The sequence below is a fragment of the Bacillus cereus group sp. RP32 genome (genome assembly GCF_040459735.1).
Classification (GTDB): domain Bacteria; phylum Bacillota; class Bacilli; order Bacillales; family Bacillaceae_G; genus Bacillus_A; species Bacillus_A wiedmannii.
Genome location: NZ_JARVHO010000001.1, coordinates 3,262,111 through 3,288,432 on the forward strand (window position 1 = coordinate 3,262,111; position 26,322 = coordinate 3,288,432).

The window sequence follows — 26,322 nt, forward strand, 5'->3', positions numbered from 1 at the left end:
CTTTAATCAGTGGGTGTTTTCTATGAATAAATATTTACAGACTCGCTATATCATTAGCGGGAGTGCCTGTATAACCCTTCTTATTTCTTACTTTCTATTCACATAAAAAAGCTACTTGAAAATTCATTTCAAGTAGCTTTTTTATTACTCTATTACTCTGCTAAATACATAAATCCGATTGCACCCGGACCTGTATGAGTACTAATAATAGGCGTTGTAAAGAAAATTTCTGATTGAGCAAATCCACTCACTTTTTCAACAGCCGCTTTTACATTTTCAGCTAAAGGAATTGCTTTCGCATGCGGAATTGCAACAGCTTTTACAACTTTTCCAGCTGTATCTTCCTCAAATAACTTAGCTAACGTTTTTACAATTTGACCTTGGCTACGCACTTTCGTTACAGGGTTATAAACACCATCTTCAAGGCTAGCAATTGGCTTTATATTGAGTAGCGAACCGATAAACGCTTTTCCTTTACCGATACGCCCACCCTTCACTAAATTTTCTAATGTATCTACTACTACATATAAACGAGTATTCTTTCTCACTTCATCTACACGTTTTAAAATTTCTTCTAGTGAGCGTCCTTCATTTGCCATTTTTGCAGCTTCTATTACTTGATATGCTAAAGCATGTGTAATAAATTGAGAATCAACAACTGTTACTTTTGTGTCGGTCATTGATGCAGCACTATTGGCAGTTGCCACAGTACCACTCATTCCACTTGTCATATGAATAGAAAGTACTTCACTTCCATCTTCACCTAACTTGTCATACATTTCTACAAATGTACCCATTGCCGGTTGTGATGTTTTTGGTAATTCCTCTGATTTGATCATTTCTTCAATAAATTCATCAGGTTGTAAATCAACTCGATCTAAATATGTTTGTCCATTTACAGAGATTGATAATGGTAGCACATGAATGCCATACTTTTCGATTACATCCTGCGTTAAATCTGCAGTTGAATCTGTTACAATTTTAATTTTTTGCATATTATATTCTTCCCTTTCCAATACGCTCTCCTTGTTATTATACTAGCATTCCCTGTGCTTTCAACAATTTCGAACAAATTTCACCAAATTAATTATATTTTTATACCTAAAATGAAAAAGACAGAGTTTACTAACCCTGTCCATACTTTGTATCATGCATTTTTTTCAAGGGTATTTGTTTTATATACATTTAAATAATCATTCCACTTCAAACAATTTTGCAAATATTCACGGAAAGAATACGAAAATCTTGGGTGCTTTTGTTTTTGAATTTTTGCAATAAATAATTGAAGACGAGACTGAATTAGAAACGATAATGGATGCTGTGCCTGTAGGACAGGGATTTCGAATATTTTAATACAATCCCCTGTTGAATGAGTGAAATAAAAACTTTTCGTAATCACAATATCAATCCTCTTTTTCATTGGATTTTTGAACTTCCTCTACTTTACGCTGTAACACGTTGTTTAAAGTGGAGACTTCTATGAATACAAAAGTATCCTTAGTCAATCCCTGTAGTCCTTTTGGTTAGAAGATTTATACTCTATTCATCCTCCATCCTAAATATCCGATCAGACAGGAATCCCGTTATCCGTATATTGCTTAATAATTTTAGTATAAACTTAGCAAAGCGCAAAGTTTGTCTAAATTTTGGAGATTCTATAATTTTTTTCTTCTATATATTGTATACGTTTATGTCTAAAGTATAACAAATAAATAAAAAAAGTGCCTTTATAACGAGGCACTTTTCGACTGTATTTCTTCTTCTCTTTTCTTCTTCCGCTTACTGACAATCTTTGATAAAGCGATACTAATTTCATAAATACAAATAAGCGGTACCGCTACTAAACTATGTGATAAAAAATCTGGCGGTGATATACACGATGCAATGATAATCAATGCTACGTAAGCATACCTTCTTATTTTTATTAGCAATTCCGCCGTTAACAGTCCAATACTCGTTAAAAACATGACAACTACAGGTAATTCAAAAATTACAGCAAATGGAACTGTTAAATTAAGAACAAAATGAAAATACTTTTCTGTCGTAAACATCGTATTAAACATTTCATTACCTATCGTAGTTAAAAAATGAAATAAAAACGGCATTACAACGAAATATCCAAAACATAAACCTGCAATAAATAATATAGACAATACCGGTATATACATTACTGTCATTTTTTGTTCATTTGGATGTAAACCCGGTTTTACAAATAACCAAATTTGTATAGCAGCAAAAGGAATTGTACAAACGATAGCAAATACTGTAGCAATCGAGAAAAAAATCCATAATACATCACTTGGACCGAGAACAGTTAATTTCATTGGTAAATCTTTTACTAGCCAAAAATAAATATCCTTCGTAAAAGTAAATCCGATAATTAAAAATAGGACAAAGGATAGTACTGTATATATTACTCGTTTGCGAAGCTCAACAATATGTTCTACTACGCTCATTTCCCGATCTTCCATCTCGTTCACCACACTTTATTTATCCATTTCGAGGAAAATTCATTACATTTTTTCTTTCTTTTCCTTCTCTTGAAATGCATCATCAGTCAATTCTTTCGTTGATTTTTTAAATTCTTTTAACGTTTCCCCTAAAGCCTTTCCGATTTCTGGCAATTTTTTCGGCCCAAACAAAATGAGTACAGCTACTAAAATTAAAATTAATCCTGGAAAGCCAATATTTGAAAACATTTCTCCATCCCCTTTATTAGTAGATTCCTTGTCCTACTATTGCATAATTTTATTTTGTCAAAAAAGTTTGAAAACGTCAACAAATCCATTGCCTTTTGTCAAAAAAATTAAAAAATATAATCAATTATACAAATTTCATTTTCTATTGCCCTTGTGTATGATATGGTAAGGGAAATGACATATTATTTTATGATAGTAGAAAGGATTTGCATTATGACTGAAAAAATGACACGAATGACACATTTTGTGAAAGAAGAAATTGCAAATGCAATTACACATGGTATCGGTGCCATTTTAAGCATCCCTGCCTTAATTATATTAATTATTCATGCCTCTAAGCATGGTACCGCATCTGCTGTAGTTGCATTTACGGTTTATGGTGTAAGCATGTTTTTACTGTACTTGTTTTCGACCTTGTTACATAGCATTCATCATCCAAAAGTAGAAAAATTATTTACTATACTAGATCACTCAGCCATTTATTTATTAATCGCTGGCACATATACTCCTTTTTTACTTATTACGCTTCGCGGACCATTAGGCTGGACGTTACTCGCTATTATATGGACACTAGCACTCGGAGGTATCATCTTCAAAATTTTCTTTGTACGTCGCTTTATTAAGGCATCAACATTATGTTATATCATAATGGGATGGCTCATAATCGTTGCTATTAAACCACTTTATGAAAATCTAACTGGACATGGTTTTTCACTACTTTTAGCAGGCGGAATTTTATATTCTGTAGGGGCTATATTCTTCCTTTGGGAAAAGTTACCTTTCAATCATGCCATTTGGCATCTTTTCGTTTTAGGTGGTAGTGCGATGATGTTCTTCTGCGTACTCTTTTATGTCTTACCTACAGCATAAAAAAAGGTTTCAGCTTATATTAAGCTGAAACCTTTTTTTATTACTTATGTAATTGTGATGCGATAACATCCTGTGTATGCTTCGTTAATTCTTTAATATCCATATTCGCATACTCTTCAGCTGTAATCGGCTTAGAAATTGTTACTGTTGCATGAGCTGGTTTCATACGGTTTCCATTCGCTTCAAACATTTTATATGTCCCATCTAATGTTACAGGTAAGATTGCTACACCAGATTTTACTGCAAGGTGAAAACTCCCAGCCTTAAACTCTCCAATTTCGCCACCCTTACTTCTCGTCCCTTCTGGGAAGATTACGATTGAATGCCCGTTCTTTAACAGCTCAATTCCATCTTTAATCGCTTGAAGAGATTGACGACGATCATTACGAACCATAAATACACAATTCATAAGTTCCATCCAAGTTGGTACAACTGGAAACTTCTTAATCTCTGCTTTTGAAACAAATCCAATTGGTTTATTTAAGTAACCTAGTAAAACAGGAATATCCATATTACTCTGATGATTACTTACAACTAGTACCGGCTTATCTTTTGGAACATTTTCCAGTCCCTTTACTTCAACTGTCCCACCAGCTACACGTACCATTTTCTTACCAAACCAATTTGTCGTTTTATACACAACATTATCTTTTTCTTGTGGCGACATCGTATTTACTTGTCTTTTCAGACGCCACATTCTCGGTGTAATCGCAATTACGATTAAAATTAAATAAAAGATTTTAAAAAACGTTTGAATCATACAGAACCCCCACCTATTATCATTCCGACCTTCATTATACTAGACAAACGAAGGAAAAAGAAGAAAAAATGTCCAAACAGCAAGTGCTTGGACATTTTTTAAGTATTCTATATTAGAAACGTTTTGCTAATTCACGAGCATTAGCAATTGCTGCTTCTTTAATTTCTGGTGCTTTTTCAGGGTTTGCATTCATACCTTCAACTGCAATGTATTCAGTTTCATTTACACCAATGAATCCTAATACTGTTTTTAAGTGATTGCGGCCGAAGTCTACAGCTGCGTATGCTCCTTCAGAATAAACGCCACCTGTTGCTTGAATGTGAAGTGCTTTTTTGCCTTCTAATAAGCCAACTGGGCCATTCTCAGTATACTTGAATGTTTTACCTGCGATTGCTAAGTTATCTAAGTATGCTTTTACTACTGGTGGATAGCTAAAGTTCCACATTGGAGTTACGAATACATAACGATCCGCATGCATAAATGTTTCTAAGTTTGTGTTCATTGCTGCAACTTTTTGTTGTTGAACTTCAGTTAAAGTTTCAAAGCCTTCACCTGCTGCAAATTTACCCCAAGCAGCAAATACATCCGCATCGATTGCTGGTACTGTAGTGTTGAATAAATCAATTGTTACAACTTCGTCTTGTGGATGTTCGTTTTTATAAGCTTCGATGAAAGCTTCTCCTACTGCCATTCCGAAAGAACCTTCTGCTGAATTTGGATTTGCTGTAATAAATAGTACTTTTGTCATTGTATTCTCTCCCTTTTACACATCTTATCTTTAATTTGAGATTTATAATTCGAAAGTAAATAACTTACCTTATGTAAGTATAATACAAAAAGTTATGTTCAATGTCAATAAAAAATAGCTACTTTTTTTTCGTAAGTTAATAAACACTATCTTTTCAATATGTTTTTGGTGAAACAAAAAACTACCTCCACATTCCATGGAGATAGTCTTCATCATTTTCTATTTTTGAAACACATGTTTCACTTTTTCAGCTGGAATATTACTTCCGCCTCTACCTTTTACATCTTCAATCATCATTGTAATGACCATATCTGGTGAATTTAAATCAAATGCAGCGAACCAGCCTAGTTCTTTTCCTTCGGCCTCTTTTGATACTTTTAATTCCGCTGTACCTGTTTTTCCAGCAAGAGTCATTCCATCAATTTTAGCAATTTTCCCAGTACCATCTGGATCATTAATTACTTTCGTCATAGCAGTTTTTAATATATCCTGATTGCCTTTTGAAATGACATTCTCTTTCCAAACTTTTGGTTGCTTATCTGTTTTAATAATATATGGAGAAGGTATGTTTCCATCATTAACAATTGGTGCGTACGTTAATGCTAGATGGAGTGGAGTCATTAATACTTGCCCTTGTCCATAACCTGTGTCTGCCATTTGAATATCATTTTTAATACCATCATTTGCGATTTTAGAAGCTGGGAATCCATATTCAATTGGTAATTTCTCATCGAATCCGAACTTTTTCGCTTCACTCATAAATTTATCTTTTCCGATTTTCAAAGCCTCTTGTGCGAAATAAATATTATCCGAGTATTTCATAGCCTTATCAAAATCAATCGGATTTGCATCTTTTACACGCGTTACATAATAATTACCCCAAGAAGAATCTTTTGTCCATTTCAACCCTTCAATTTTCAACTCTTCTTTTGGATCAATTGTTTTCGTTTCAAGACCGATTGCAGCTGTAATTGGCTTAAATACAGAACCTGGTACCGATAATTGTGTAAATCGATTCGTCATCGGTTTTTTCGGATCATTATTTACCGCATCACGTTGCGCTTTTGACGCCCCTCTTGTAAGGGTATTTGGGTTATAAGCTGGTGTGCTCACAAGTGCAAGTGTTTCTCCAGTCTTTGGATTAATTGCTGCACTTGATCCTACCTCATTTTTCATTTCATTATAAATTTCGCTTTGAACTGCACTGTCAATCGTTAAAGTTACATTTTCTCCATCAACAGCATCTGTTTTTGCTAAATTTTTAATTTCTTTTCCTTGTGCATCTTCTACGAAGACACGACCACCTTTTTTACCGCGTAGCTTTTCTTCCAATACTTGCTCTAAACCAGCTTTACCTACTGGATCATCAGCTTGATAGCCTTTCTTTTGTAGCGTTTTTAAATCTTCAGCATTTACCTTTCCAATATAGCCAGTAAGATGTGCTGCTTCTTCTCCTAATGGATATGAGCGAACATTTACTGGCTTTGTTGCAACACCGGGTAAATCTATGTACGTATTTTGTGTTGCTCCTTCAGGCAATATTCCCATTGGTACAAGGTAATTTGGTTTTACCCATTTAGCTGCTAGTTTTTGATCAATTTCTTCTACAGACATATTTAGCAACTTCGCTACCGTTTCTTTCGTTTGCGGAGCAGCATCACCTAACTGTTCAGGAATCATTCCGATTTCAGAGGCTTTACCATTTACCGCAAGATATTTACCGTTACGGTCATATATTTCTCCGCGCTTTGGTTGTGTCGTTTGCATGCGTACTTTACTATCTTTTGTCATCCCTGGGAAGATAAAATCAGGAGTCCAATCTATTTTCCAAGATTCTTTATCTCCATCTTTTTCTTTCACCATTTTTGCCTCATGACCAAAAGTGATTTTACCGCCAACTGTATCCATACTTACTTTAAAAGGAACAGGGCCTTCATCTTTTTTATCTTCTTTTACTTCCCCTGTTTCTACTTTTAAATCTTTCACTTCAATGCCAGAATAAATTTTTTCATATTTCTCAGTGAATTCTTTCTTTGAAATATCTTTTTTTGCCTTTTCTGATAATTGATCATACATTTCTGCAAATTTTTGTTTATTCCATGCTTTTGCATATGTATCAAATGCTTCTTGTGGTTTTTCTTCTTTACCACATCCAACTAACATGAATGTTAAGCAAAGAAAAAGAATCCCCCATATCTTTCTCAATCGATTCTCCTCCTCTTTCTATATGAATACTTTTGAAAATTTTAGCATTTTTACATGCTAGATTTCATTATAGCACTATTGAATATCATCTATAAACTTATATTAACGAATACAAATAAAAAGATTGATGTGAATTTCACATCAATCCTTATTATTATTGTCGCTTCTCATATACATGATAATAGTACGTATACGGATTTTTTTCGTCTGTTAAACCTTTTTCTACAAAAATCTCTTTCCAATTTTTCATATCCATTTCTGGGAAGAATGTATCTCCTTCAAATGCATGATGGATTTTTGTTATATATAACTTGTCTACGTAAGGTAAAAAGAGATCATAAATTTGTGCTCCGCCGAAAATAAAGATTTCCTCTTCATTTTTGCATAGTTCAAACACTTCTTCTACAGAATGTGCTACTTCACACCCTTCAACATGATACCCTTCATTACGAGTTACAATAATATTACGTCTTCCAGGCAGTGGTCTACCAATCGCTTCGTAGTTCTTTCTGCCCATAATAAGTGAATGGCCCATCGTTGTTTTCTTTACATACTGCAATTCACTCGGTAAACGCCAAGGTAAATTATTATCTTTGCCAATTACTCTATTCTCGTCCATTGCGACCATAAATGAAACAATCATTTTTTCATCTCCTCTACAATTATACTGCAACCGGTGCTTTAATTGCTGGGTGTGGATCATATCCTTCAATCGTTAAATCTTCCATTTCAAAATCAAACACAGATTTCACATCTGGATTTAATGTAAGTTTCGGGAATGGACGTGGTTCACGTGCCAATTGCTTTTCTACTTGTTCAAAATGATTCGTATAAATGTGTGCATCTCCAATTGTATGAACAAATTCTCCCACTTCAAGACCACATTCATGTGCGATTAAATGTGTTAGTAATGAGTAACTTGCAATGTTAAATGGAATTCCAAGGAATATGTCACCACTTCTTTGATATAACTGACAAGAAAGTTTGCCATCCGCTACATAAAACTGGAATAGCGTATGACAAGGTGGTAATGCCATACTTGGTACATCTTCAGGATTCCAGGCAGAAACAATTAGGCGACGGGAGTCTGGCGTTATTTTAATCATTTCAATTACATCTTTTAATTGATCAAGCGTCTCACCAGCTGTCGTTTTCCAGGCACGCCACTGCTTTCCGTATACGTCTCCTAAATAACCATATTTATTCGAGAAATCATCATCTTCTAAAACGTTCTTTTTAAACAAGTCCATCTGCTCGTCGTACTGCACTTTAAATTCCTCATCTTGTTGTGAGCGAAGACCGAAATCAGTCATATCAGGACCAGTATACTCATCGCTTTCTACCCAGCTCTTAAATGCCCATTCATTCCAAATATTATTATTATGCTGCAATAAATAACGAATATTTGTATCACCTTTCATAAACCAAAGCAGTTCACTTGCTACAAGGCGAAACGGCACTCTCTTTGTCGTTAATAAAGGAAAACCTTTACTTAGATCAAAACGCATTTGATATCCAAATACAGATACAGTGCCTGTCCCTGTACGATCTTCTTTCTTCGTACCATGCTCCATTACATGGCGGCATAAATTTAAGTATTCATATTCAGCATGTTTCATATGTAGTAAAACCTTCTTTCAATCTTATATGCAATTTATCATAACATGAAAAACAGTAAATTAAATAATCCTAATGAATAAAAAATATTTCTATATAAACAGAATTCTACTTCAATATATTTTTACAAAATGTAAATTTATAATCGCCTGATCCTAAATCCCTTCCAACGTCATGTTCTGCTTTCCAATTTATTTCGTCTATCCGTAATGTAGCGCTTGTATTAGGTGGTACAGAAATATGTAAAAAGGCTTGTTCCTTTTCTACCCGCCACTCAATCTTAATTTCTCCATAAGCTGTCTCACGTTTTACTTTAACCCACTCTAAATTCGAATCAAAATGTGGTTGTACATAAAAATGTTTATACGCAGGTTTTGTCTCATCCATTTCTAATCCAATAATATATCGGTATATCCATTCAACAATAGAACCATATGCGTAATGATTATAAGAATTCATACTATCATTCCAAAGTGTTCCATCCTCTTTCACGCCATCCCAATGTTCCCAAATCGTTGTGGCACCTTTTTTCACTTGGTATAACCATGATGGATAATCTTCATAAAATAGAAGCTTACAAGCAAGGTCATGCCGGTTAAACTTGCTTAATATTAAATTCAAATACGGTGTTCCTATAAAACCTGTTGTTAAATGATTTTTATTTTCTTTTAATAGCTCAATTAAGCGATTAAATACTTTCTCCTTCACATCATCTTTCACTAGTTCAAAAAGAAGTACTAATATGTGGGCTGTTTGTGTATTTGAAATTAACCTACCATTCGGTGTAACGAATTCATTTTGAAATGCTTGAACAATATTCCCATGTAACTCTGCATATAATTTAGCATCTGTATTTTCACCTAAAATCTCAGCAATCCTTCGTAAAAGCGATGTAGAATACGCATAATAAGCAGTCGCAATAAAATGCTTGTCTGTTCCACCTTCATATACATCTGGTTTCGTATCTAATGCGAGCCAATCCCCTAAATGATAGCCTGTATCCCATAAATACTCGTTCTCACCTTGTGAACGTATGTAATCTATATACTTCTTCATACTGTCATATTGTTCTTTTAAAATCGATACATCTCCGTAATGTAAATAATGAACCCACGGGCATATAATTGCTGCATCGCCCCAACCACCAGAAGTATGTAAATCAAAATCCGCTCTTTTCCCAAAAGCATCTGGAATAACTAAAGGCACAGCTCCATTAACATTTTGATCTAACGATAAATCTTGGAGCCACTTTTTAAAGAACAATTGTACATTCATAATTTGCGTAGCTGTCCCAATGAACATTTGTGCATCTCCGGTCCATCCAAGTCGATCATCTCGCTGCGGACAATCTGTTGGCACATCAAAAAAGTTCCCTCTTTGAGACCATTCCACATTATGATGAAGTTGATTGATTAATGGATTAGACGTTTCGAATTCAGTTACTTTTTCCATATCCGTATGTAATACAACCCCTTCAAAATCTGTTATTTGAGGTGGTTGGGTTAATCCACTTATTTTCACATACCTAAAGCCTTGATATGTAAAATGAGGTTCAAACGTTTCCTCTTCTTCTCCTTTTGCTATATACACTATTTTTTGTTTTGCCTTTCGGAGATTTCCAGTATAAAAACTACCATCTTTATTTAATATTTCAGCATGATGCAATTCTATCTTTTGCCCAATATAAACATGACGGACTATACATCGAACCCACCCTACCATATTTTGCCCCATATCAATGAGCCATTCGTGATTCGGTAGTTTTGAAATAGAAATCGGTTTTATAATTTTCATTTTACGAATTGATTCATTTTCTTGCGAAAAAATCATTTGTTTAGAATACTCAATCACTTCAACATCTTCTAGCTCTTGAACACTTTCTTCTAGTGTAGCGTCATAAACCTCTCCTTCATATATTTCCGAATACAAAATAGGACTTGGAGTTACCTTCCATGTTTCATCCGTTACAATTTTTTCTTTCGTTCCATCTTCATATGTTATATGTAATTGAGCAATTATCGCACGTCTTCTCCCGTAATAATTACGTACATGATGCATAGTGATCGGCCCTTTATACCAGCCGTTACCTACCAGAGTGGAAATATCATTTTGCCCAACCTTTAATACATGAGTTATATCATACGTTTGATACAATACTCTCTTATCATAACTTGTCCATCCAGGAGTAAAGTAACAATCTCCAATACGCTCTCTATTAATAGAAGCCTCATATATTCCTAAACTAGTGATATATAAGCGTGCTTTTTTAACTGCTTTTTTAATAGAAAAACTTTTATTAAAAGACATAACTTGCGTTCGTTCTTTTTTCACAGTAATCCAGTTTCCGCTCCAATTATCTTGCCCTTGTAACCCCGTCTCCCAAAATCCTACTTTAGACCAAGATGATTCTTCTCCGTAATTATCCCATACCTTTACCCGGTAAAAATAACGTGTCTCTTCTCTGTATGAAAATGAATTGATTGGTATATGCAAACTTTGATCTGTTTCTACTTTTTGCGAATCAAACATTAGAATTTCAAAATCTCTATCCTTCGCAACCTGCAATTGATAAGCAATTTGTTTTACATTTCGGTTCCTCGACTCAAGCTGCCAACTCATTTTCACAACTTTTGAATCTATACCTATCGGATTTTTTTTATTATCGCAAATCACTCTCTTTATTGTTAGCACACTTCTTCACCATCTCTTCTAAATCTTAATTTAAATTAATTATAATAAAAATAAAATTCTAAATAAATAATAATTTTATTCATTCTTACAAAATTATTAACTTTCCATAATTAAAAAGGTTTTTATTTTCTATTACCGAAAGTATAGTGCGGTAGAACAAAATTTATATTTGGAGGTTAGAAGTATGTCTAAAATTGAAACTCCTGTTATGACTTCTTTACAAACAACGGTTGAAAAAATGATGAAGGATTTAAACGTTCCTGGAGCTGCTGTAGCTGTTATAAAAGACGGTGAAGTTATTATTTCAGAAGGATTTGGCTATCGAAATTTAGAGACAAAAGACACTGTTACACCGAATACTCGGTTCGCAATCGGTTCCTCAACGAAAGCTTTTGGTACACTTTCATTAAGCTTGTTAGCACAGCAAAAAAAGTTTAATTGGGATAATCCTGTCCAGTCTTATATACCTAACTTCTCTTTATCTGATCTACTTGCTAGTTCACAAGTTACCGGGCGAGATTTAGCTTCTCATCGAACCGGTGTAAGCCGCCATGAGGCTCTTTGGTATAGCTCTTCCTTATCTCGAAAAGATCTTGTTGAAAAAATAAAACATTTACCGCTTGATGCACCGTTTCGAACTTCCTTTCTATATAACAACTTAATGTATGCAACAATTAGTTATATTGTAGAAAACATTACGAATCAAACGTGGGAGCAATACGCTACAGAACATATTTTAGAACCTTTAAATATGGATCAAACAAACTTCTCTGTTACAGATTCACAAAATACAGATGATTATGCTTTACCTTACATTGAAATTGAAGGTGAAATAAAAGAAGTTCCATTCCGTAACATTGATACAGTTGGCGCTGCTGGGTGTATTAATTCTACAATTAAAGATATGGCAAATTGGGTCCTTCTTCACTTAAACAAAGGGAAATTTGGAGATCATGAAGTAATCTCCTCTGAATTATTACAACAAATGTATACACCACATAATTCCATTCCAGATCAACCAGTTTTATCACTTCCTGAATCTCCATTAAATAGTTACGGCCTTGGTTGGTTTATTAGCGCTTATCGTGGTAATAAGGTAATTCATCATGGCGGTAATATTGATGGGTTTTCAGCACTTGTTTCATTCATACCAACAGAAAACATAGGCCTTGTCATTTTAACGAATGCTGGAGGCACACTACTTCCTACTTATCTCGCTAATCAAATTTATGACGAACTACTTGAATTAGAATGCATTGATTGGCATAAACGTGCTGTAGAAGATACTGAAAAAATGAAGGAAATGATGAAAGAAGCAACCGAATCCATTCCTGAACAAACGAAAGGGACTACACCTTCTCACAAGTTAGACGATTATACTGGTACTTTCGAACATCCTGCATACGGAACATTACAAGTATACAAACGAGATAATTCGTTATATGTACAATTTATGGGGATGGACATTCAATTAGCGCATCATCATTACGATATCTTCTCTGCAAAAGTTGATTTATTCCAAATGAAAATGAGTTTATTATTCGCTTATGAAATGAATGTGAGTGGTGAATTTCCATCCCTTCAGTTACATGTACCAGCTATGTTAAGTACGCAGCCACTTGTATTTACGAAAATTAAATAAATTTTTAAAAGAGGGATGATAACACATCCCTCTTTTCTCTATCTAAAAAAGGATAATACGTAAAGAATACAGAATTCTATTATTCAACTAATTAAATTGGCAGGAGGAAAAGCAATGTACACAGAAATTTTCAAAGAAGTTGTTTCGATTACTCATCATGATTATTCAGGCTGTATAGATAAGAAAGGATGGGACGATCCTATTACTTATTTACAAACAATCGAGAAATTAGAGAAACAAGGAGAACTGACACCGGTTCATTTCACTGAAATTGTAAGTGATTACTTACTAGATTTTAAAGATAATCATATGTTTTTCAAAATGCAGTCTAACAATCCACCTCTTAACAGTGTTGGTTTCCAAGTGAAAAGATACGGAGATTGCCTATATATTACATCCACTTCACAAGAAATAAGAGTGAAAAAAGGACAGTCTATACTAGCATTAGATAATATGAAAATTCCTGAGCTATTAATAAAATATAAAAAGTATTTAAACGAAACTTCATATGAACGAGAAAAATGGAATTATGTTTTATTAAAATCGTCAAATTTTACACTTATAAATGAAAATGGGGTAACCGAGACCATTACTTTACAAAAATATAAACAAAACGAATACACGCCTATTTATTCAATTAAACAGCATAATGAAGATACACTCTTAATTACTTTGACGGATTTCGCAAATACTGAAGCTATTAATAAATTATTAGACTCACATAAAGATGAGCTTAATACTTTTCCGAATTTAATAATAGATGTGCGATTGAATCGTGGCGGGAGTGATGATGCATTTTTCAAATTACTTCCTTACTTATTCGAAGACAAAGAGATTTCACTTTTAGATTCTTCAGATACAATGCAATTAAATCATACAGAACGAAACTTTCATTTGCGTATGAAAGACATCGAAAGGGAAGATTATGATTCTTTAGACGAACTTTCCAAATTATTCACAGATATATTTATTCAAGATTTAAAAAAGAATTATAAAAAAGGATTCGTTACATTTGATACTTCTGGGTTACCAAAAGAACTTCAATCATTAAAAATACACGGAAGAAAATCACCTAGTAGAGTAGTTCTATTAACAGATGTTACATGTGGAAGTTCTGGTGATTCTTTTGTAGAAGTTGCCAAAAAATCATTAAAAGTAAAAGTAATAGGTCGTCCAACTGCTGGTTTAAATGATTATTCCAATTTAGTCGTAATGGATGGGCAGATACATTCGCCCTTTACTACCCTACTTCACGACTTTCTACTATAGATAAAGGTGAAGGAATGTCCGGCATTGGCATACAACCGCATATACATATCCCGTGGACTCCGGAACATATACAAGAAGATGTAGATTTAAAGTTAGCATTACAACTACTTCAAAACGAAGAATGGTAAAAAAATAAGGGTAGATGTGAATCACACCTACCTTTTCTATTTCATCTTAATCTTTTCTGGTTGAAACCAAGTTGGCTTTAATGACTCAAAGTCTTTATGATCTTCTAAAACGATAGTAAGACGCTCTAACGTATCCTCTAACATATGTGGTGCTGCTCGTAAGGACCACACAACTGATGAGAAAACTGTCATGCCAACGTACACCGCATATAATTTCCAAAACTCCTCTGGTATTCTCCCATTAAAGTATCCTTCTACTTGTCCGATTGAATACGGAATACTAATGTCCCTTGCAAATAGTGCAATTTTTACGAAATCATGGAGTGGGTCGCCCCAATCATAACCATTAAAATCAACAACACCTACATATTTCCCATCCCGTACAATTATATTTTCTAAATGAAAATCATCGTGTTGAAATCGATTTGGGCGGTTTTGTAAATACATTTCATTTTCATCGATAAACTTAATGATTTTATCATCATTTTTTATTTTTATTCCGCACGTTTTATATGCCTCTACATATTTTTGATGTTTTTTCATTGCTCTTTCATACCATGGAAGTATATTCTTAGGAGCTTCATATGTATGCATTTTCGCTAAATCTTTTCCTGCCTCTATACCAATTTCATATTGTTCTTTTGGTGAATGCGTAGGCAATAGCTTCTTTGCATCTTCCCCTTCTAAATATGAAAAAATACTATAGCATACACTTTCTTCTTCCAATATACCTATTTCAATCGGCCTTTGTGCCTGTACGTTGCGTTTTGCCATTTCATTTAAAATTTGAAACTCTATTTTTCTTCTTTCATACTCTTGTATATCGCCAATCCGTAACAAATATTTTTCATCATCAATTGTCGTAACTATATATTTTTTATCAGGTGAAAAACCTTTAGAAATTTCTTCAATATTCGCTGCATCTTTTACTATTTGTATACTATTTTGCCATGCTGTCATTGTTTTCATTTTTATTCCCCTTACATTTCTGCATTTGGTGTATAGGCAACTTCTACAATAAATCCATTCGGATCGTAAAAATCAATTGTATAGTAACCTTCCGAATAATGATTCATTTCAATTGGACCACGTATTACCTTCACTTTCGTACTAGAAAGAAAATCTGCTACTTCATCAACTACTTCTCTATGAATAGCTTGATAACAAATATGTCTAGGCCCTAACGTCCTTACGATTTCCTTATCTACTTCTTTAAAGTATATTTCACTTTCTCCTGTGCTATATGCTACTTCATTTAACTTTCTCCATCCAATTATTGAAAATAACATATCATAAAAAGAAATGGACTCCTCTAAATCCGATACCCAAAATTCAATATGATGAATAGCTGATTGAAGTGTATTCATATTAAGAATATGCCCCTTGTACTATTTGCACAATTTCCATTGGTGTATTGACCATGTAATCTGGTGCATCTTTTTTCACTGTTTCAATAACATCATATCCCCAAGATACCCATATTACATTCACCCCAGCCTTTTTACACGCTGCTACGTCTCGCTGTTCGTCACCGACGTATAACATATCTTTCTCTGTTATTTTTTTCGATTTTAAAAATCTTTTTATCATTTTATCTTTACCGAACAAATTTTTAGAACAATATACTTCTTGTATATTTTCTATATCATTATTGTGTAAAAATGCCCGAATATGCTCTTCTGAGTTAGAAGATATAACGGCAATTCCGTAGCCTTTTTTATGTAGTTCATCTAATACATCCTTCATCCCATGGAACAAAATAAGATCTTTTATAGCAGGTTGATACAATTTATAAAACTCTAATGCTAAGATCGGTAGTTTATACAGTGGTACATCGAGTTTTTTGCATCTCTCTGGCATCGTTAATTTACGTAAATACTCAATTTCTTCTTCCCTTACCGTTTTATATCCGTGCTTTTCAGCAAGTTGATTATAAATTGGTACAAATATATTTTGTGAATCTACTAATGTGCCATCAAAGTCAAAAACAATATACTTTTGCATTTCCATACTCCCTTTGCTTCTTTTTTCTAAACCTATTTTATTCAACAACATAGTTGTCTTACCCTTCTATACACATAAAAAAAGAACAAGATCTTCTCTTGTTCTTTTTAAGAAAGCCATTTTGGCGGTACATTCGTATTCCAATAAATGTTTCCTAATTCATGGTGTCCTGAGTACCCATCATCAAAACGGTGATAGTGGAAATTAAAATAATAACCATCTTGCGGTGGATGATCTCTTCTTACATGAAATCGTAATAAGTCATTTCCTGATTTCGTGTCATACACATGAAAAATCTTTTCATTATTTCCGCCAGCTGGCCTTTGAGAAATTGCTAATGATTGCAATGACTCCTCTGGTACATCACTTGCAAGCTCAGCAATTGCCTCTTCAATTTTCGGTAATATTACATCTTTAAACTCATCTTCAATTACTGGACCAATTTTAGTGCCAAACTTTTGCATCGACTGCTTCTCTGCTTCTAGCATTGCATAAGTAATAAAAGTATCGGTGGTTAACCTGTCATTCGTTTCTTCATATGTATAGGACGTACTCTCCAAATTTTGTTGCCCAGCTGTACTCGTAGGCTTGTCCGCAGCTTTGGCATTATCAAGCAATATGGAAGGAGGCGTCACTAAACCAAATGTAAATACGGTAATTAATGCGACTAAGGTTTTTCTAAACCAATTTGGCATTTATGTTCCCTCCCTTTCACTCATTATATTTTATATAACGGTTGTTTCTTCTATTATACAAAATGATTGTAATTTTTGCACTTTACAATTTTGTTAACGTTCACATATTTTTCACTTGAATATGAAATTGTAAGATTTCATACAATATAAATACAACAACAATGAGGAGGCAATCCGATGACTTTAGATGTCATGTATTCCGCCGCAAGCATACTCGTTTTAGTATATTTTCTTTATCAATGTGTAACAGATTAAAAAAAGAGCCATTTTTCGGCTCTTTTTCTATGGTAAAAATACAATCCAACCAATCCATACTATAAAAAGAATCCCGGCAATTACAGCTAGTAATAAATAAAAATGAGAAAGTACAACTATTCCATACAAAAGCAGTACTGGAAGTAATAAATAGCGATCTGCCTTCCATCTTAACAATAATAATTTTCCTTCATCACAATATAGATGGAGAAACATTTTTTTCGTAAATTCATTCCAATAATCGCGCGCATAACGAGAAATTCCAACTAAAGCAAATGCAAGAATAATAGCTGCAATCCACCTCGGACTCATAATAATACTGACGGTGCTTATACATACAATTTGAATATAAAATATTCGTGCACTACTTGTACGGAAAAATTCTTTTAAAAAGGATTCAACAATACGAGATTCCTTTTTCTTCCCTAAAAACTTTTTAGAACGTGGAAACATCCACGGTTTTTTATTCGAACTACTCGGTTTAGCTGTATGACCACCAACTTGCATAATCCCACTTGTCCAGCGCATACTTTCTTCTTTCTCTTTCTCAACTTCTTTAAAAAAGCAATTTTTATAATTCAATTTTTCTTTTATCAACCCGATAATTATAAAAGCTGCTAGACCGATACTTAGTATAGAATAAAATGGATTTGTATAAATAAGAAACAGACTCACTCCAAAAAAGGTTAAACTTATAGAAAACATTACATTTTTTATAATCCATAGTAGCCATCGTTTCCCCACACGTACATGAATAAATCTCGTTAATAACGACAACAGAAATCGAAATACAGTAAAAAATAGCCAAAATAATACGACTTGTATTTTCGTCACTCCGATACTTTTCATCAACACTGGTAACATAGCAACTATTACTATTACATTCGTTATCGCTATTCGAATGAACGTATATGTCATGCCATACTGGATTAACTTTTGCATGTGAGCGGGATACGAAATTAAAAATAAACTGTCCGCTTGTTCAAAAAATGAACGAACTCCTCTCGAATATGTAATCACATAAAATGCGAATAAACCTAACCCAAAATAAACTGTCTCTCCCATCGATAATTCTTCCATCCATAGTGAACGATAATAAATCCCTATAAATATAAGTGCAGGAATAATAATATATAGTGCAACCGTCCAATCAGTTATAGAACGTATGGACTTCCATTTACGCCCCAGTTCATGGCGCAATCTTTTATAAAATTGTTGTTTAATCATGCTGTTCACGCCTTACTATTACATCAAAGCAGTCTAATAATGAACTCCCTGGCATTTCTGCTAACGCTTGGATAGATTCTAGATTTCCATCTGCGACTAATGTACCTTGTGAAATGAGTAAAAATCTCTCACAAATTCTTTCAGCTGTGTCTAATACGTGCGTACAAAGTAAAATACCTGCGCCACGTTCTTTTTCTTTATATAAATAACTTAAAAACTCTTTCGTAGCTACTGGATCTAAACCGATAAAAGGTTCATCAATGATATAAAAATCTGGTTCAGTTAAAAATGCCAAAATGAGCATCGATTTTTGTTTCATACCTTTTGAAAACTTTGATAAATACTCATGTTTATGTTTATCCATTCGAAACATATGTAATAACTCTTCTGCTTTTCTTTCCCAGCTTCCTACTTCGTTCTCGCGAGCAGCCATTAATAGTTCGATATGTTCCCAAAGCGTCAAATAATCATAATATGTCGGGTGTTCCGGCACGTATGCATAAGGATTTTTCTTTTCACCAAATGATATTTCACCATTCATATTTACAAGTAAACCGAGCATCGTTTTAATCGTCGTACTCTTCCCAGCACCATTCGCACCAATAAGTGCAACTAATTCACCTTTTTCAATTGAAAAGGCAATATCATGAATTATCTTTTCCCCTATATCATATCCGGCAGAGCGAATATTCACGTCTAACATACATTCCCCTTCTTTCCATTTCCAATACAATCAAGAAAAATAATAACATATAACTATCTATATATCATTATAAAATATTTATTTTCATAGCAGGAATACATACTTTTTAACAGAATATTTAATGTTTGATTACATTTTATTGGAGTGGATTATATGTCTTTTCAAATTCGCGAAGCTACAATAGACGATATAGATGCACTTTGTTCTTTAGCGAAAGAATTAAAAGGTTCTTCTATTTCCTATGAAGATATGAACAACCGATTGCAATTCGTACAAATGAGTCCCTTTGATTTTTTATATGTTTATGAGGAAGAAGAAACCATATGTGGATTACTTGGGTTTCGTATACGTGAAAATTTAGAAGATATAACTCGTTATGGGGAGATTTCAATTATTAGCGTTGATTCTACAATACGACGGAAAGGCATTGGACAAGTATTAATGGATTATGCAGAACAATTAGCAAAGACACATAATTGTATCGGCACATGGCTAGTCAGTGGAACAAAAAGAGTAGAAGCACATCCTTTTTACAAAAAATTAGGATATGAAGTAAATGGATATCGATTTGTAAAACATTTTTAAACTACTTATAAATGGAAAGGACTAAAACTATGACAAACATCGAAGCTATTTTTATTGATCGTGACGGTACAATTGGCGGTGACACTACAATACATTATCCAGGCTCTTTTACATTATTTCCTTTCACAAAAGCAGCTCTGCAAAAACTAAAAGCTCAAAATATAAAAATTTTCTCTTTCACAAATCAACCAGGTATCGCAGATGGGATAGCGACTGTAGCTGATTTTGTACAAGAATTAGAAGCCTTCGGTTTTGATGATATATACGTATGTCCTCATAAACACGGTGATGGTTGTGAATGCCGTAAACCAAGTACAGGTATGCTGCTGCAAGCGGCTGAAAAACACGGGCTTGATTTAACAAAATGCGCTGTAATTGGTGATCGCTGGACTGATATCGTTGCAGGAGCAACAGTACATACGACAACGATATTAGTTCGAACAGGCGCTGGATATGATGCTTTACATACGTACCGAGATAAATGGGCACATATTGAACCAAACTACATTGCAGAAAACTTTGAAGATGCTACAAATTGGATTTTAAATCAACTATAATACAAATTAAAAGAGACGTTTTCACAATGAAAACGTCTCTTTTAATCTTATATTTTTTTAAAACGTTAATTCATAGTGAAAATAACGATTATCTCTCAAATAACCATTTTCAGCATATAATCGCTGTGCTGATAAATTATCAATCTCCGTTTGTAATTTTACACCTTTTGCACCATTTTCTAATGCAAATTCTTTAGCAGCTTCTAATAATTTTTTACCTGTTCCTGCCCCGCGCTTAGTTGCTTGTACAAATAAATCATTTAAAATCCATAATTCTTTCATCGAAATGGAAGAAAATGATGGATATAATTGCGTGAATCCAACATATTCACCATCTTCAACTGCCACGAAAATAACAGATTCTTTTCTCTCGATTCGACTTCGCAAAAATACTTTTGCTCCTTCTACATCGGAATCTTGTCTATAAAACATACGATAGTTATTAAAAACTGATGCTAGTCCATCTAAATCTGCAATTGTTGCCTCATATATTCTCATTTTACTCCATTCCCCTTCCAATACTGTCTCATTATATCCGTTGCCCATTTAGGCTGTACAATTTCTTCTTTCGGCATAAACTCTTTCATTATCGGCTTTATATCCAATATAGGTGTGCCATCAATAGCATCTAACCCCTCAACAATAATTGATTTACCTTCTCTTTTGATCACCTTTACAATTGTTGCTCCTATGCGATTCGGACGATTTTTCCCGCGCTGTGCAAAAATGCCTACTTTAGGATAATCATTATTATTTCTAGGATTTCTAGCAAAATGTTGAATTTGTTCATCAGTTACTTTATGAAAATAAAAAACAACTTCAATATGAGAAAAATCTTCAATCCCTTGTATACTTTCCTCTGTATACATTTCAATTAAAGTAATACAGGATCTTACTTCTCCCCACTCATCATCTTTTATTTCCTTTCTTTCATTATGTACAAATGCGATTGGTTGAACTGAAAACATACGCATTCCCCCTCGATTGTAACCACTTACATTATAAAATATTTTCTGAATGTTTTCCACAAACTCGAACTAGGTTACATAATATAATTATAATCTATTTTGTAAAGCGAAATTAACTGCTTCAACTGCATGTATATGAGTTGTATCGAATATCGGAATGGATACGTCTTCCTGTTTTATTAATAACCCTATTTCTGTACAACCTAATATGATTCCTTGTGCCCCTTCTTTTACTAGATCTTCTATAACTCTTTTATAATACTCTCTAGATTGGGATGTTATCTTTCCTAAACACAATTCTATATATATTACTTCATTTATTTTATCTCTATCCTTTTCTGATGGAACCATTACTTTTATATGATTCTCTTCTATGCGTAACTTATAAAAATCTTGCTCCATTGTATATTTAGTTCCAAGTAAACCAACCTTTTGAATACCTTTCCTTTTAATTTCTTTCGCAGTTGCATCAGCGATATGTAAGACTGGAATATGAATATTCTCCTTTATTTTCTCAACTACTTTATGCATTGTATTTGTGCAAATAATTATAAAATCTGCTCCTCCCCTCTGTAACGAATATGCTGCATTCCCTAATACTTCTCCCGCTCCATTCCAATTTCCGTTAGACTGGAATCGCTCAATCTCTTCAAAGTCCACACTATTAATCATACATTTTGCTGAGTGTAACCCTCCCAACCTCTCTTTTATTTCTTCATTTATGATTCGATAGTATTCAGAAGTTGATTCCCAACTCATACCACCAATTAAACCTATTGTTTTCATTACACAACACCCACCTTATACTGTTTTTCAAAACTAATCACAACATTTTATTATGTATATTATACATAATAAAACAAGACTTTACGTTTATAATATAAAGTCTTGTTTTAACTATTTCCAAGGAAATTTTATAAGAATATTCCGAAATTAATTACCGGATGTTTTTATAGAATCTTCATATTGATAATGAAAACATTCTCGATACAACTGTTTAATTTCATCGTATGATGGCACACGTGGATTATTTGCTGGACTTCCACTTTCAATTGCATCTGATGCCATTTTAGAAATAGCTTTTTCAAATTCAACCTCACCAATTCCGTATTCTTTTAAATTTGGAATACGAAGATCAAAACAAAGTTTTTTTATTTCTCCCAGCGTGTAGTCGGCTACTTCTTCATCACAATAGGAATACAAATCTTTATTTATACAACGTCCAATTTCCGCTAGTCTTTTTACTGCACTAACTTTTGTATATTGTAAAACTGTAGGTAATAGTATTGCATTCGATATACCATGTGGTACATGAAATAACGCTCCTACCGGCCTTGACATTCCATGAACTAACGTAACAGATGCATTTGAAAATGCGATTCCAGCTTGTAAAGAAGCAATCATCATCGCTTCTCTTGCCTCCATATTCTCTCTATCTTCATATGCAATACGTAAATATTTCATAATACTTTCAATAGCGGAAAGTGCAAGTACATCGGTAAGCGATTGTGAAACTTTAGAAATATATGCCTCGACTGCATGACATAATGCATCTATCCCTGTTGCTGCTGTAATATGAGGTGGTACCGAACGCGTTAAAATTGGGTCAATAATCGCTACTTGCGGTGTGAAATTTGGATGCTTCATCATCATTTTTACATCTGTTCGTTTATTCGTAATTACTGCTACACTTGTTACTTCCGATCCAGTACCAGAAGTTGTTGGGATTGCAATTAGTGGTAGCGGATCGTTGTCTATTTCCATATCTTTTTGGACATAATCTTCCACTTCTCCACCATTTGTATATAACACCGCAACTGCTTTCGCTGCATCAATACAACTTCCACCACCAATACCAATAATAAAATCACACTTTCCTTCTTTGCAAATAGTTAACGCTTCTAACACGTGTATATTTGTAGGCTCAGCATTTACTTTATTATATGTAATAACAGTAATACCTTTCGTATTTAATTGTTGTATACACCTCTCAACATATCCTAAATTCTCCATAATTGTATCCGTAACTATAAACGCTCTTTTCCCCAACTTCTTAGATTGTTCCCCCAGCTTTTCTAGCGAATTTCTTCCATATAATACGGACTTCGGCATACGAAACTCAGCAACTTCTTGCAAGTACCCCACCCCTTCTTACCCTAATTAATGTTTTAGTTTATAAAATATCGACTTAATAAATTCCTGTTGCAGTATAGAATGCAATTACTAAAAATACAGCAACCGTTTTCAAAATTGTAATAGCAAAAATATCTTTATACGACTGTTTATGTGTTAAACCTGTGACTGTAAGAATAGTAATAATAGCCCCGTTATGTGGTAATGTATCCATTCCTCCCGATGCCATTGACACGATACGATGCATTACTTCTAATGGAATATCAAATTGATTGGCCGCTGCAATAAACTTATCTCCCATCGCACTTAAAACAATTCCCATTCCTCCTGATGCAGAGCCTGTAATTCCAGCTAAAATATTCGTCGTTACTGCTCCATTCACTAAAGGATTCGTGAATGTGGCAGAAATGCCGTCTCTCATAATCGCGAAACCTGGAAGTGCTGCAATTACCCCACCGAATCCAAACTCAGCACCTGTATTCATCGTTGCAAGTAACGCTCCACCAATACTTGTATTCAATCCAGCTTGAAATCCTGTTACTACTCGTTTCCAATATAATAATAACGTTGTTACAATACCTATAATAAGTGCTAATTCTACTGACCAAATTCCAACTACTGCACTTAATTCTACTTTTCCAAATGCTTTCATACCAATTGCAGAAAAATCAAAACCATTCGGATACCACTTCGGTATCATAATAGTAAAAACTTTATTCATTACACCTACTAAAATAAGTGGTATAAAAGCAATCACTTGCTGTACTCTTGTAATTTCAATACTTTTAAGCATCGGCATATCTTTTTGTTCTACTTGCAAAGAAGCTGCCATTTCAGTATTCCCATCGTTAAAACCAAAATACCCTTCTCCTGCTACCTTCGCCTTCTTACGTCTACTCTCTAAATATAGTAAACCTAACGTGAGTACAAAAATTGCCCCTACAATACCAAGTATCGGCGCAGCATAAATGTCCGTTTTAAAAAAGGTTGTAGGTATTACATTTTGAATTTGTGGTGATCCAGGTAGCGCATCCATTGTAAACGTAACTGCTCCAAGAACAATTGTTCCAGGGATTAAACGCTTTGGAATATTCGCTTGGCGAAACAACTTAGCTGCGAACGGATATACAGCAAACACTACTACATACACACTAACACCACTATACGTTAAAATAGCACCCATTAATACAATCGCTAAAATCGTACGTTTTTCACCAACTAACTCTATAATTGTTTTTGCAATCGAGTCCGCAATTCCTGACATTTCTACTACTTTACCAAATATTGCACCAAGTAAAAATACAGGAAAATATAGTTTAATAAAACCTACCATTTTCTCCATAAAGATATTCGAAAAGAAAGGTAATACAAAACTAGGTTCTGTCAAAAATACGGCAAATAAAGCAAAAATCGGTGCAAATAAAATAACAGAAAACCCTCTATATGCTACAAACATTAGTAAACTAAGTGCTAATAATATAATAACTAGCTCCAATTATACCCCTCCATTTAAACAGAAAATTCAAACTTTTATAAATATAATTCTACTAATCTTTTGATTTTGACATCCCTCCTCTTATTCATACAAATTTTTCATGCTAAAAATGTCTAATTATAAGTATTCGATTACATATGAAAAATCCCTTTAAACATAAAGTGAAACTTTAATCAGTGGGGGTTTTGTTCATCCCCCACTGATTATTAGTTGAACCAATCGGACGTTTACGGACAGTTAATCTCCCACCTAACTTCTTTGCTCCAACTGAATTTTGAGGTGGGAGTTTTACTGTCCGTTAACGCGGGATAAACGATTTCATCGTCATACGTTATAAAGGGATTGTTAGTCTCTATATTTACTTCTTTACCAAACTATTTTCTGCACAAAAATGCTGTAGTTCTTTTACATCATTTACTATATAAGTCGCACCAACTTCAGTCAATTCTGTTTCACTACCATAGCCATATAAAACGCCTATTGAGGAAATTCCATTATAATTCGCACCGATTATATCGTGTTTTCTATCTCCAATCATAACAATCTCTTCTTTATTAAAATCTTCATTTGTTTGTAAAATATGAGCAATGATTTCTTCTTTTTTTATTCTCGTACCATCTAAGTTACTTCCAATGATACTTTCGAAATAATTCGTTAGTTGAAAATGATCTAGTACTTGTTCAGCAAATATAGTAGGCTTGGAAGTTGCTATAAATAAACGATTTCCGGTATCTTTTAATTGTTTTAAAAGATTTGGAATACCATCGTACACATTATTTTCTAACAATCCACGTTGCTTTACATACTCTCTGAAATAAAAAACAGCTCTTTCAACTTGCCCTTCATTCATATTGTACCTCTCTACGAATGATTGTTGGATGGGCGGACCGATAAATGAGTCTAACTCATTTACATGTAATTCTTCAATTCCAAGCTTTTTTAATGCATACAATACTGAATTTACAATTCCTTCTTTCGGATCCGTCAATGTTCCATCTAAATCAAATAGAAATGTTGTATACACATTTAATCCCCCGCTCCTATTTACTTTACATATTATATGGAAGGCTT

At 33.8% G+C, this 26,322-nt stretch carries 26 protein-coding genes and 1 pseudogene; 5 read left to right on the forward strand and 22 right to left on the reverse strand.

Translation table 11 applies throughout. The annotated features are described in order from the left end of the window. Nucleotides 1-152: 152 nt before the first annotated feature. The 4 genes from QCI46_RS16810 to QCI46_RS16825 all read right to left on the reverse strand — a co-directional run bounded on the left by QCI46_RS16810 (nucleotide 153) and on the right by QCI46_RS16825 (nucleotide 2,699). Nucleotides 153-995 (reverse strand): DegV family protein, encoded by an 843-nt coding sequence (locus QCI46_RS16810; RefSeq protein ID WP_033657798.1) that lies wholly within the window; start codon nucleotides 993-995, stop codon nucleotides 153-155. A 152-nt stretch (nucleotides 996-1,147) separates the two neighbouring features. Further along, nucleotides 1,148-1,399 carry a DUF2535 family protein gene (locus QCI46_RS16815; RefSeq protein ID WP_000629012.1) on the reverse strand — a complete coding sequence of 84 codons (252 nt, stop codon included), beginning with the start codon at nucleotides 1,397-1,399 and terminating at the stop codon, nucleotides 1,148-1,150. A gap of 328 nt (nucleotides 1,400-1,727) precedes the next feature. Continuing rightward, nucleotides 1,728-2,471: a twin-arginine translocase subunit TatC gene (gene tatC / locus QCI46_RS16820; protein WP_000390128.1), complete on the reverse strand. Its 744-nt coding sequence runs from the start codon at nucleotides 2,469-2,471 to the stop codon at nucleotides 1,728-1,730. Nucleotides 2,472-2,513: 42 nt separating this feature from the next. Further along, nucleotides 2,514-2,699, reverse strand: coding sequence for a twin-arginine translocase TatA/TatE family subunit (locus tag QCI46_RS16825; protein WP_000492443.1), 186 nt, complete (start codon nucleotides 2,697-2,699; stop codon nucleotides 2,514-2,516). 213 nt (nucleotides 2,700-2,912) lie between these two features. On the opposite strand from QCI46_RS16825, the gene trhA reads away from it, so the two are divergent. Then, nucleotides 2,913-3,569, forward strand: coding sequence for a PAQR family membrane homeostasis protein TrhA (gene trhA / locus QCI46_RS16830; RefSeq protein WP_000136880.1), 657 nt, complete (start codon nucleotides 2,913-2,915; stop codon nucleotides 3,567-3,569). 40 nt (nucleotides 3,570-3,609) lie between these two features. On the opposite strand, the gene QCI46_RS16835 is transcribed toward trhA, so the two are convergent. From QCI46_RS16835 to QCI46_RS16860, 6 genes are all read right to left on the reverse strand, one after another. Then, entirely contained in the window at nucleotides 3,610-4,329 is a 720-nt protein-coding gene (locus QCI46_RS16835) for a lysophospholipid acyltransferase family protein (protein ID WP_048541203.1), read from the reverse strand. 112 nt (nucleotides 4,330-4,441) lie between these two features. Further along, a complete protein-coding gene (locus QCI46_RS16840) occupies nucleotides 4,442-5,077 on the reverse strand; it encodes an FMN-dependent NADH-azoreductase (RefSeq protein ID WP_048541201.1) in 636 nt (211 codons plus the stop codon). A gap of 219 nt (nucleotides 5,078-5,296) precedes the next feature. Further along, nucleotides 5,297-7,282: a penicillin-binding protein 3 gene (gene pbpC / locus QCI46_RS16845; protein WP_098088201.1), complete on the reverse strand. Its 1,986-nt coding sequence runs from the start codon at nucleotides 7,280-7,282 to the stop codon at nucleotides 5,297-5,299. A gap of 154 nt (nucleotides 7,283-7,436) precedes the next feature. Next, nucleotides 7,437-7,925 carry a dihydrofolate reductase gene (locus tag QCI46_RS16850; RefSeq protein WP_098088203.1) on the reverse strand — a complete coding sequence of 163 codons (489 nt, stop codon included), beginning with the start codon at nucleotides 7,923-7,925 and terminating at the stop codon, nucleotides 7,437-7,439. 19 nt (nucleotides 7,926-7,944) lie between these two features. Continuing rightward, nucleotides 7,945-8,901, reverse strand: a complete 957-nt coding sequence (locus tag QCI46_RS16855) for a thymidylate synthase (protein WP_353840937.1) — start codon at nucleotides 8,899-8,901, stop codon at nucleotides 7,945-7,947. Nucleotides 8,902-9,007: 106 nt separating this feature from the next. Further along, a complete protein-coding gene (locus QCI46_RS16860) occupies nucleotides 9,008-11,590 on the reverse strand; it encodes a family 78 glycoside hydrolase catalytic domain (RefSeq protein ID WP_353840938.1) in 2,583 nt (860 codons plus the stop codon). Between the two features lie 184 nt (nucleotides 11,591-11,774). Here QCI46_RS16860 and QCI46_RS16865 point away from each other — a divergent pair, with 184 nt between their 5' ends. Both QCI46_RS16865 and QCI46_RS16870 read left to right on the forward strand, forming a co-directional pair. Next, nucleotides 11,775-13,232: a serine hydrolase gene (locus tag QCI46_RS16865; RefSeq protein ID WP_353840939.1), complete on the forward strand. Its 1,458-nt coding sequence runs from the start codon at nucleotides 11,775-11,777 to the stop codon at nucleotides 13,230-13,232. A gap of 114 nt (nucleotides 13,233-13,346) precedes the next feature. Beyond that, nucleotides 13,347-14,629 (forward strand): annotated as a pseudogene (locus QCI46_RS16870) (S41 family peptidase). 36 nt (nucleotides 14,630-14,665) lie between these two features. On the opposite strand, the gene QCI46_RS16875 reads toward QCI46_RS16870, so the two are convergent. The 6 genes from QCI46_RS16875 to QCI46_RS16900 all read right to left on the reverse strand — a co-directional run bounded on the left by QCI46_RS16875 (nucleotide 14,666) and on the right by QCI46_RS16900 (nucleotide 19,513). Beyond that, nucleotides 14,666-15,598: an aminoglycoside phosphotransferase family protein gene (locus QCI46_RS16875; protein ID WP_353840940.1), complete on the reverse strand. Its 933-nt coding sequence runs from the start codon at nucleotides 15,596-15,598 to the stop codon at nucleotides 14,666-14,668. Nucleotides 15,599-15,609: 11 nt separating this feature from the next. Next, on the reverse strand, nucleotides 15,610-15,996 hold the full coding sequence (locus tag QCI46_RS16880; RefSeq protein WP_353840941.1) for a VOC family protein: 387 nt from the start codon (nucleotides 15,994-15,996) through the stop codon (nucleotides 15,610-15,612). 1 nt (nucleotide 15,997) lies between these two features. Further along, nucleotides 15,998-16,633: an HAD family hydrolase gene (locus QCI46_RS16885; RefSeq protein WP_327960158.1), complete on the reverse strand. Its 636-nt coding sequence runs from the start codon at nucleotides 16,631-16,633 to the stop codon at nucleotides 15,998-16,000. 107 nt (nucleotides 16,634-16,740) lie between these two features. After that, complete coding sequence (locus QCI46_RS16890; RefSeq protein WP_098095935.1) at nucleotides 16,741-17,328, reverse strand: YpjP family protein; 588 nt, start codon at nucleotides 17,326-17,328, stop codon at nucleotides 16,741-16,743. Nucleotides 17,329-17,610: 282 nt separating this feature from the next. Further along, nucleotides 17,611-18,810, reverse strand: coding sequence for an ABC transporter permease (locus QCI46_RS16895; RefSeq protein ID WP_353840942.1), 1,200 nt, complete (start codon nucleotides 18,808-18,810; stop codon nucleotides 17,611-17,613). Then, nucleotides 18,803-19,513, reverse strand: coding sequence for an ABC transporter ATP-binding protein (locus tag QCI46_RS16900; protein ID WP_353840943.1), 711 nt, complete (start codon nucleotides 19,511-19,513; stop codon nucleotides 18,803-18,805). The genes QCI46_RS16895 and QCI46_RS16900 overlap by 8 nt, the downstream gene beginning before the upstream one ends. Nucleotides 19,514-19,666: 153 nt before the next feature. Here QCI46_RS16900 and QCI46_RS16905 point away from each other — a divergent pair, with 153 nt between their 5' ends. Continuing rightward, entirely contained in the window at nucleotides 19,667-20,098 is a 432-nt protein-coding gene (locus QCI46_RS16905; protein WP_098095938.1) for a GNAT family N-acetyltransferase, read from the forward strand. A gap of 29 nt (nucleotides 20,099-20,127) precedes the next feature. After that, a complete protein-coding gene (locus QCI46_RS16910) occupies nucleotides 20,128-20,655 on the forward strand; it encodes an HAD-IIIA family hydrolase (protein WP_353840944.1) in 528 nt (175 codons plus the stop codon). Nucleotides 20,656-20,712: 57 nt separating this feature from the next. Here QCI46_RS16910 and QCI46_RS16915 read toward each other — a convergent pair whose 3' ends face one another. The 6 genes from QCI46_RS16915 to QCI46_RS16940 all read right to left on the reverse strand — a co-directional run bounded on the left by QCI46_RS16915 (nucleotide 20,713) and on the right by QCI46_RS16940 (nucleotide 26,275). Further along, complete coding sequence (locus QCI46_RS16915; RefSeq protein ID WP_353840945.1) at nucleotides 20,713-21,153, reverse strand: GNAT family N-acetyltransferase; 441 nt, start codon at nucleotides 21,151-21,153, stop codon at nucleotides 20,713-20,715. Beyond that, the gene (tsaA, locus tag QCI46_RS16920) at nucleotides 21,150-21,623 is read right to left on the reverse strand and encodes a tRNA (N6-threonylcarbamoyladenosine(37)-N6)-methyltransferase TrmO (RefSeq protein WP_353840946.1); all 474 of its coding nucleotides are present in this window, start codon (nucleotides 21,621-21,623) and stop codon (nucleotides 21,150-21,152) included. Before tsaA ends, QCI46_RS16915 begins: the two co-directional genes overlap by 4 nt. A gap of 87 nt (nucleotides 21,624-21,710) precedes the next feature. Further along, on the reverse strand, nucleotides 21,711-22,409 hold the full coding sequence (locus tag QCI46_RS16925; protein WP_098103306.1) for an aspartate/glutamate racemase family protein: 699 nt from the start codon (nucleotides 22,407-22,409) through the stop codon (nucleotides 21,711-21,713). Between the two features lie 147 nt (nucleotides 22,410-22,556). Then, nucleotides 22,557-23,759 carry an alcohol dehydrogenase EutG gene (gene eutG, locus QCI46_RS16930; protein ID WP_353840947.1) on the reverse strand — a complete coding sequence of 401 codons (1,203 nt, stop codon included), beginning with the start codon at nucleotides 23,757-23,759 and terminating at the stop codon, nucleotides 22,557-22,559. A 52-nt stretch (nucleotides 23,760-23,811) separates the two neighbouring features. Further along, entirely contained in the window at nucleotides 23,812-25,251 is a 1,440-nt protein-coding gene (locus QCI46_RS16935; RefSeq protein ID WP_098274913.1) for a GntP family permease, read from the reverse strand. Nucleotides 25,252-25,609: 358 nt separating this feature from the next. Next, a complete protein-coding gene (locus QCI46_RS16940) occupies nucleotides 25,610-26,275 on the reverse strand; it encodes an HAD family hydrolase (protein ID WP_353840948.1) in 666 nt (221 codons plus the stop codon). Nucleotides 26,276-26,322 lie beyond the last annotated feature (47 nt).